Origin of the sequence: Cupriavidus sp. HPC(L) (genome assembly GCF_000307735.3) — a bacterium.
Taxonomy (GTDB): domain Bacteria; phylum Pseudomonadota; class Gammaproteobacteria; order Burkholderiales; family Burkholderiaceae; genus Cupriavidus.
Window position 1 is genome coordinate 1 of the sequence record NZ_AMPR02000159.1, and the last position, 7,253, is coordinate 7,253.

The following is a 7,253-nucleotide window of genomic DNA, read 5'->3' on the forward strand; positions in this document are numbered from 1 at the left end:
CCGATGGCGCCGACCGGCGTCGGCGCCCGGACCGCCCGATCCGAACCGCCGGCACGCCGGCGCACGGACCGCGAAGTGCGGCTGCCGCTGGCGGTGCGCAAGGAACTGCTGATCACGCGCGCGGCGCTCGAGCGCTACGACTGCGCGCAATCGCTTGCCGACGTGCGCGCCAGCGTCCGCAACATCGGCCGCATCGGCGCCTGGCTGCCGCGCATGGCGCGGCCCCAGTCGATGTGGAAGCTGCTCGGCATGGCCAAGGACTATCCGGTCATGAGCTCGGCACTGTCGCTGGCGTTGCCGCTGATGCGGCGCGTGCCGGTGCTGCGCTGGGGCTGGAAGCTGTCCAAGCTGGGCGCGGTTGCCGGCGCAGGCTACTGGGCCTGGCGGACCTGGCAGCAGGCGCGCGCGCAGACGCCCGAAGGCAATGTCCCGGCAGCCAGGGCCGCCCGCGACGCCGCCGGCGCACGCGCCGATACCGGTTTTCACGATCCGCTGGTACGCTGAACCGTCGGGACCCGCCGCGGAATACCAGGCCAGCACTGGCATCCGGGCGGGCCGCGGGTTCGCCAGCGCATCGCTCATCCATCTCGTGTCCCTGACACTTCGACACTGAACCGCCATGCACCAGAAGGCCTTCTACATCCTGTTGGCCATCGTCACCATCGCCTTCTTCTGGGTGCTCCAGCCGTTTTTCGGCGCGGTATTCTGGGGCGTGATCCTGGCGATCATCTTCACCCCGCTGAACAATCTGCTGACGCGCAAGATGCGCGGCCATCCGAACCTCGCCGCGCTGATTACCCTGCTGCTATGCCTGCTGGTGGTGGTGCTGCCGATGTTCCTGGTCACCGCCTCGCTGCTCAATGAAACCACCGCTGTGGTGCACCAGATCCGTTCGGGCCATATCAATTTCACCGCCTATTTCGAACAGGCCGTGGCGGCACTGCCGTCGAGCCTGAACTCGGCGCTGACCCGGCTCGAACTCAACGACGTCGCCTCGATCCAGGAAAAACTGGCCACCGCGGCGGGTCAGATCAGCCAGTACCTGGCCACGCAGGCGCTCAGCATCGGCCAGAACACCTTCCAGTTCGTCATCAGCTTCGGCGTCATGCTGTATCTGCTGTTCTTCCTGCTGCGCGACGGCGCCAAGCTGACGCGCAGGATCCGGCTGGCGCTGCCGCTCAGCGACGAACACAAGCAGATGCTGCTGCTGAAGTTCACCGGCGTGATCCGCGCCACGATCAAGGGCAATATCGCCGTGGCCGCGCTGCAGGGCCTGCTCGGCGGCCTGCTGTTCGCGGTGCTGGGCATCCAGGGCGCGGTGCTGTGGGGCGTGGTGATGGCGGTGCTGTCGCTGCTGCCGGCGGTCGGCGCGGGGCTGATCTGGGGACCGGTGGCGATCTATTTCCTGCTGACCGGCGTGATCTGGAAGGGCATCACGGTGATCGCGTTCGGCGCGCTGGTCATCGGCGCGGTCGACAACGTGCTGCGCCCGATCCTGGTCGGCAAGGACACCAAGATGCCGGACTGGGTGATCCTGATCTCGACGCTGGGCGGCATGGCGCTGTTCGGCATCAACGGCTTCGTGATCGGCCCGCTGATCGCCGCGCTGTTCATCGCCAGCTGGGACCTGTTCGTGTCGATGCGCGAGACCGAGTCGAACACGACGACGACCAAGACGCCGACGCCGCCGACCCAGCCGCCGACGCCGGGCCGCTGAGGGCCGCGCCGAAGGGCACTTCCCCGCCAGTTCCCCGCCGCACCATGCAAAAAGGGCCTGTGACTTGCGTCACAGGCCCTTCGCAATACTGGTGGGTCGTGCAGGATTCGAACCTGCGACCAACGGATTAAAAGTCCGCTGCTCTACCGGCTGAGCTAACGACCCGAAAAAACCGAAGCCGCGATTATAGTCAGCTTCGCTTGCTCATGTCAACCGCAGTGCCCTTGGCGAGGCCCGAACCCACCGCTCAGACCATCCGCTCGAGCCGCCACATCTGATAGCGGAACGCCAGCACGGCGCCCAGCAGAATGCCGGCCAGCGCGATGAAGGAACCGATCGCCAGCGTCGACACGCCCGACAGGCCCTGCCCGATCGTGCAGCCCAGCGCGGTCACACCGCCCGCGCCCATCAGGATGCCGCCGACGATATGGTTGGCGACGTCCTCGGCGTTGCCGAAGCCTTCCCAGCGGAACGTGCGCGAGGCCAGCGCATAGGCCGCGGCGCCGGCGATCACGCCGATCACGCTGACGATGCCGACCGTCAGCACCTTGCTCTTGTCGCTGAACATCATCAGCCAGTCCAGCGTATAGGCATACGGCGCGACGAAGCTCAGGCTTTCCATGCGGCCGCTGTTGGTGGCGACGAATACCTCCTCCAGCGTATTCGGGTCCTCCGGCACGAAGCCGACATGGCCGGACACGTACCACATCGCCACGATGATCAGCCCCACCGCGATGCCGCCGAGCAGGTTGTCGAAGGTGCGAAAACCCTTGCCGGCCAGCGCCCACAGCGACAGCACGCCGCCGAGCAGCAGGCCCAGCACCAGTTGCAGCGTGCCGCGCGACAGGCCGGTCTGCGCCAGCAGCGACGGCAGGTCCTGCGAGGTCGGCAGCTGCATCGCCACGGCGTCGACGGTATTGACGCGAATCACGCCGAACAGCCCGCGCAGCGTCATATAGGCCGACAGGCCCAGGAACACGAACACCACCAGCGACTTCAGGTTGCCTGCGCCGATCCGTACCAGCGTCTTGCTGCCGCAGCCCGACGCCAGCACCATGCCGAAGCCGAACAGCAGCCCGCCGACCAGCGCAGACAGCCATGCCAGCTTGTCGGCCGCGTAGATGGTGCGCGCCGGATCGATCTGGCCGGACCACGCCAGCACGCCGGTGCCGATCATCGCAATACCGATCGCCAGCACCCACATGCGCATGCGGGTCCAGTCGCCCATGTTGACGATGTCGGAGACGGCGCCCATGGTGCAGAAATGCGTGCGCTGCAGGACCGCCCCGAACAGAAAGGTCAGGGCGAACGTGCAGACCAGCACGGTGCGCGTCAGCGCGGGGACGTCGATTTCAGGCATGGCGGATTGCCGGTGGCGGATCGATAGGAAGTGAGCGGCGCGGCCGCGTCGTTACGGTCAGGATGCCGCGGCGTTCTGGTAGCGGGTCGGGTCAGGCACCCCGGCGGCCTCGAAGCCCGCGCGGCGGATCCGGCAGGAATCGCAGACGCCGCAGGCGCGGCCCTGTTCGTCCGCCTGGTAGCACGACACCGTCATGCCGTAGTCGACACCGAGCCGGACACCGGCCTGGATGATCTCGGCCTTGGTCATGTCGATGATCGGCGCGTGGACGCGGATACGCTCGCCCTCGACGCCGGCCTTGGTGGCGAGATTCGCCAGCGCTTCGTAGGCCTGCACGTACTCCGGACGGCAATCGGGGTAGCCCGAGTAGTCGATCGCATTGGCGCCGAAGAACAGGTCGCGGCCGCCGATCGCCTCGGCCCAGCCGAGCGCCAGCGACAGCATGATCGTGTTGCGCGCCGGCACATAGGTGATGGGGATACCGCCGGCCGCGCCGTCGGTCGGCACCTCTAGCGCGTCGTCGGTCAGCGCCGAGCCGCCGAACCGGCGCAGGTCGAGATCGACGATCTCGTGCCGCCTGGCGCCGAGCGCCGCGGCGACACGCCGGGCGGCCTCGAGCTCCGACGAGTGCCGCTGGCCGTAGCGCATTGACAGCGCATAGGTTTCGAAGCCCTGGGCCTTGGCCATGGCGAGCACGGTGGCGGAGTCCAGACCGCCGGAAAGCAGGACGATTGCGCGTTGAGTCATCTCGGGGTGGCGCGTGCCGGGGTAGCGGGCGAAGGACCGGGCCGGCCTTCGCGATAAATCGGGTAACCCGTTATTTTAGCGCGACCACGAAAAAAGGCCCGCTTGCGCGGGCCTTGGCACTTCGGACGCCGGCGTCGATGCCGCGCAGTCGCGCTACGTCGGGCGCGATCTACTTCAGCGTCTTCAGCCGGTTGCTGGCCGCCTGCGCGCCCTCGGTGCCGGGATACTTGGCCACCACCTGCTCCAGCGTCTTGCGCGCCGCCGCCTTCTGGTTCGACTCCAGCTGGTTGTTGGCGATCGCGATCATCGCGTCTGGCACCTTCGGGTGCGTCGGGCTGGCCTGCACCATGTTCTGCAGCACCGTGATCGAGCCGCGGTAGTCGCGCTGGGCGTACAGCGAATTGCCCAGCCAGTACTGCGCCAGCGGCAGGTATGGGCTCTGCGGATACTTCTTGATGAAGGCCGAGAAGTTGGCGCCGGCGCCCTTGAAGTCCCCGGTCTGGAACTGCTTGAGCGCGGCGTCGTACTCGGTCTTCTCGCCCGGCTGGGCCAGGCCCTGCTGGCCTTCCACGGTGACCTGCTGCGGCTCGAACTTCTTGAGCCGCGCGTCCAGATCCGCGTAGTAGTCCTTCTGCTGGCGCTGCAGATTGGCGACCTCGTTCTGCAGCACCTCGTTCTGGCCCCGCAGGCGCGCGACTTCCTGGCGCAGCCCTTCGAGCTGGTTCTGGATATCGATCTGGGCGCGGCTGTTCTGGTCGATCCGCTGCGAGGCAGTGGCCTGGAAGCCATTGAACTGCTCTCGCAGCGTGATGATGGCGCGACGCGCCTCGTCATCGTCGAAGACACCGGCCTGCGCCTGGGCGACCGGCAACAGGCCGGCACAAACTGCGGCGACTAGCCACGACAGAGTAGAGACGCGTGCTTTCATGGATCGACTTTCTTCAGCGCAGAATCAACGGATCGAAACGAACCCAGAGGGTATCAATGGACGCGCATCAATAGACGATATCGGCGCGGCGGTTCTCGGCCCACGACGCTTCGTCATGACCCAGCGCCTTTGGCTTTTCCTTGCCCAGGCTGACCGCTTCCATCTGGCTCTCGGGCACGCCCATCGTCGCCAGCGAACGGCGCACCGCCTCGGCACGCTTCTGACCCAGCGCCAGGTTGTACTCGCTGGTGCCGCGCTCGTCGGTGTTGCCCTGGATCAGGATGCGGCGGCTGCGGTTGCCCTGCAGGTACTTGGCGTGCTCGTTCAGCATGCCCTGGTATTCCGGCTTGACGCTGTAGCTGTCGAAGTCGAAGTAGACGCTGCGGCGGGCCAGCGGGCTGTTCGGATCGTTCAGCGGATCGCGCGAGACGTCGACCGGCGCGACGGCGCGCGGATCGGTGGTCGCGGCGCCGCCGGTGCCGGCGCCGGCCTTGGCGGAGTCGTCGAGCTTGACGCCCGACGAGCAGGCGCCGAGGGTCAGCAGAACGGCGATGGCGAGAGACTTGGTCATCATGTTGGACATGGTAGGAGGCTCCTGTTTCTGTTATTGCATGAAGGGTCCCCAGGACGGCTCGCGAACCTCGCCGGACTGGAGCGACAAAACCTGCTTGGTACGTCCATCGGTCGACACCGCCGCCAGCACCGCGCGACCGCCGACGCGAGTGGCGTAGAGAATGTACTTGCCGTTGGCCGCGAAGCTGGGCGCCTCGTCGTTGGCCGTATCGGTCAGCGCGGTGACATCGCCGCTGCCCAGGTCCATCAGCTGCAACTTGAAGCCGCCGCCGCGGCTAATGTACGCCAGTTGCTTGCCGTCCGGCGAAACCCGCGGGCTGACGTTGTAGTTGCCCTTGAAGGTCACGCGCTGCGCCGCGCCAGACTCCTCGCCGGCGGCCGGCATGCGGTAGATCTGCGGCGCGCCGCCGCGGTCGCTGGTGAAGTAGATATGGCGGCCGTCCGGCGAATACTGCGGCTCGGTATCGATCGCGCTGCTGCGGCTCAGGCGGCGCAGCCCCGAACCGTCGGCGTTGACCTGATAGATCTGCGTATTGCCGTCGCGCGACAGCGCCAGCGCCAGATGGCGGCCATCCGGCGACCATGCCGGGGCGCTGTTGTTGCCCTTCTGGTTCGACACCAGCGTGCGGCGGCCCGTGGCGAGGTCATGGACATAGACGACCGGCTTCTTCGCCTCGAACGAGACGTAGGCCACCTTGGCGCCGTCCGGCGACCACGACGGCGAGATGATCGGCTCGTTGCTGGTCAGCGCGACGCGCGAATTCTGGCCGTCGGAGTCCGAGATCAGCAGCTGGAAGCGGTTGCCGACGCGCGAGACGTAGGACAGCCGGGTCGCGAACACACCGCGCTCGCCCAGCAGCTTCTCGTAGATATAGTCGGCGATCTTGTGCGCGGTCACGCGCAGCTGGTCCTGGCCGACGGTAAAGGCCAGGCCGCCCAGGCTGGCGCCCTTGACGGTGTCGTACAGGCGGAAGCGCACCTCGTAGCGGCCGCCGCCGGCGGGGGTCACGCTGCCGGCCACGAAGGCGTCGGCGCCGCGGGTCTTCCAGCCGGCCAGGTCGACGTTGGCGGTCTCGGGCACGGTGGCGCCGGCCACGTCCACGTTGCGGAAGCGGCCGCTGCGCTGCAGGTCGGCGCGGATGATCGCCGTCAGATTGGTCGGCGCCGCGCCTTCATTTTGGAAATTGGCGACGGCAATCGGGAACTGGCTGGAGCCGACGCCGGAGATCTCGACGTTCAACTGGGCGTGGGCCGTACCCATCGTCAGCACCATGGCCAGCGCCATGGTGATCCAGGCCAGCACGGCCGAACGGCCGGTGCGCCGGCTGGCGAGGGTGGCCAGGGTGCGTTGACGGGCGTCGGCCGCCCGATAGGCGAAGCCCCCATGGGCCGGATGGGCCAAATGAGCCAAAAGCGGGGCCCAAAGCGGGGTCAATAGCGATCGCATGCTGCTCCTCTATCTATAACGAGATCGTCAATCGATGCATCGGACGCGTCGGCAACGGCGCGCGGAGCGAGGCGCCGCCGGGCCGCGCCAGGCAACCGCCGATGGTAGCCAGCCGCCCGGCGGCCAGCGATCCCGGTTGCACTATGTTGCAAATCATACGCTTGCCTGCGTCAGTCCTTGGGCCGGAAAGTGATCGTAAAGCTGGACGGCGCCTTGCCGTTGTCGTCGCGCGGCAGCGGGTCGGAGCGCTCGACCGCGCGCAGCACGGCGTTGTCCCAGGCCGAATTGCCGCTGGACTTCGACAGGCGGGCCGACAGCAGCGAGCCGTCCGGCGCCAGCGACACCGACACCACCGCGGTCGGATTGCCCTGCACGTCCTCGGTGAAGACGATGTTCGGCTTGACCCGGCGGCGCACCTTGTCGGCGTAGCCCGGCGAGGCGCGGCCGCCCGAACCGGCGTTGTCCGAGGTGCCGCCGCCCG

General features: G+C 67.5%; 8 protein-coding genes and 1 tRNA gene. 2 read left to right on the forward strand and 7 right to left on the reverse strand.

Translation table 11 applies throughout. The features are described 5' to 3' along the window. Positions 1–504, forward strand: a 504-nt coding sequence (locus B551_RS11060) for a DUF3318 domain-containing protein (RefSeq protein WP_023264084.1), incomplete at its 5' end; no start/stop codon positions are given. Positions 505–619: 115 nt separating this feature from the next. Further along, the gene (locus tag B551_RS11065) at positions 620–1,717 is read left to right on the forward strand and encodes an AI-2E family transporter (protein WP_006578190.1); all 1,098 of its coding nucleotides are present in this window, start codon (positions 620–622) and stop codon (positions 1,715–1,717) included. 89 nt (positions 1,718–1,806) lie between these two features. On the opposite strand, the gene B551_RS11070 is transcribed toward B551_RS11065, so the two are convergent. The 7 genes from B551_RS11070 to tolA all read right to left on the reverse strand — a co-directional run. Next, positions 1,807–1,882, reverse strand: a tRNA-Lys gene (locus B551_RS11070). Positions 1,883–1,964: 82 nt separating this feature from the next. Next, entirely contained in the window at positions 1,965–3,077 is a 1,113-nt protein-coding gene (locus tag B551_RS11075) for a YeeE/YedE family protein (RefSeq protein ID WP_006578189.1), read from the reverse strand. A gap of 57 nt (positions 3,078–3,134) precedes the next feature. Next, a complete protein-coding gene (gene queC, locus B551_RS11080) occupies positions 3,135–3,824 on the reverse strand; it encodes a 7-cyano-7-deazaguanine synthase QueC (RefSeq protein ID WP_023264085.1) in 690 nt (229 codons plus the stop codon). 169 nt (positions 3,825–3,993) lie between these two features. Next, positions 3,994–4,752, reverse strand: a complete 759-nt coding sequence (gene ybgF, locus B551_RS11085; RefSeq protein WP_006578188.1) for a tol-pal system protein YbgF — start codon at positions 4,750–4,752, stop codon at positions 3,994–3,996. Between the two features lie 67 nt (positions 4,753–4,819). Next, positions 4,820–5,335 (reverse strand): peptidoglycan-associated lipoprotein Pal, encoded by a 516-nt coding sequence (gene pal, locus B551_RS11090; RefSeq protein WP_023264086.1) that lies wholly within the window; start codon positions 5,333–5,335, stop codon positions 4,820–4,822. 21 nt (positions 5,336–5,356) lie between these two features. Further along, complete coding sequence (gene tolB, locus B551_RS11095; protein WP_052511336.1) at positions 5,357–6,610, reverse strand: Tol-Pal system beta propeller repeat protein TolB; 1,254 nt, start codon at positions 6,608–6,610, stop codon at positions 5,357–5,359. Positions 6,611–6,942: 332 nt separating this feature from the next. Further along, the coding region (gene tolA / locus B551_RS11100) for a cell envelope integrity protein TolA (RefSeq protein WP_023264088.1) at positions 6,943–7,253 on the reverse strand (311 nt) is incomplete at its 5' end.

What these genes read in the sequence shown, in the direction of transcription:
- tolB (WP_052511336.1), bottom strand. Translation starts at nt 6,610, where the DNA reads ATGGCGCTGGCCATGGTGCTGACGATGGGTACGGCCCACGCCCAGTTG.
- pal (WP_023264086.1), bottom strand. Translation starts at nt 5,335, where the DNA reads ATGTCCAACATGATGACCAAGTCTCTCGCCATCGCCGTTCTGCTGACC.
- B551_RS11065 (WP_006578190.1), top strand. Translation starts at nt 620, where the DNA reads ATGCACCAGAAGGCCTTCTACATCCTGTTGGCCATCGTCACCATCGCC.
- ybgF (WP_006578188.1), bottom strand. Translation starts at nt 4,752, where the DNA reads ATGAAAGCACGCGTCTCTACTCTGTCGTGGCTAGTCGCCGCAGTTTGT.
- queC (WP_023264085.1), bottom strand. Translation starts at nt 3,824, where the DNA reads ATGACTCAACGCGCAATCGTCCTGCTTTCCGGCGGTCTGGACTCCGCC.
- B551_RS11075 (WP_006578189.1), bottom strand. Translation starts at nt 3,077, where the DNA reads ATGCCTGAAATCGACGTCCCCGCGCTGACGCGCACCGTGCTGGTCTGC.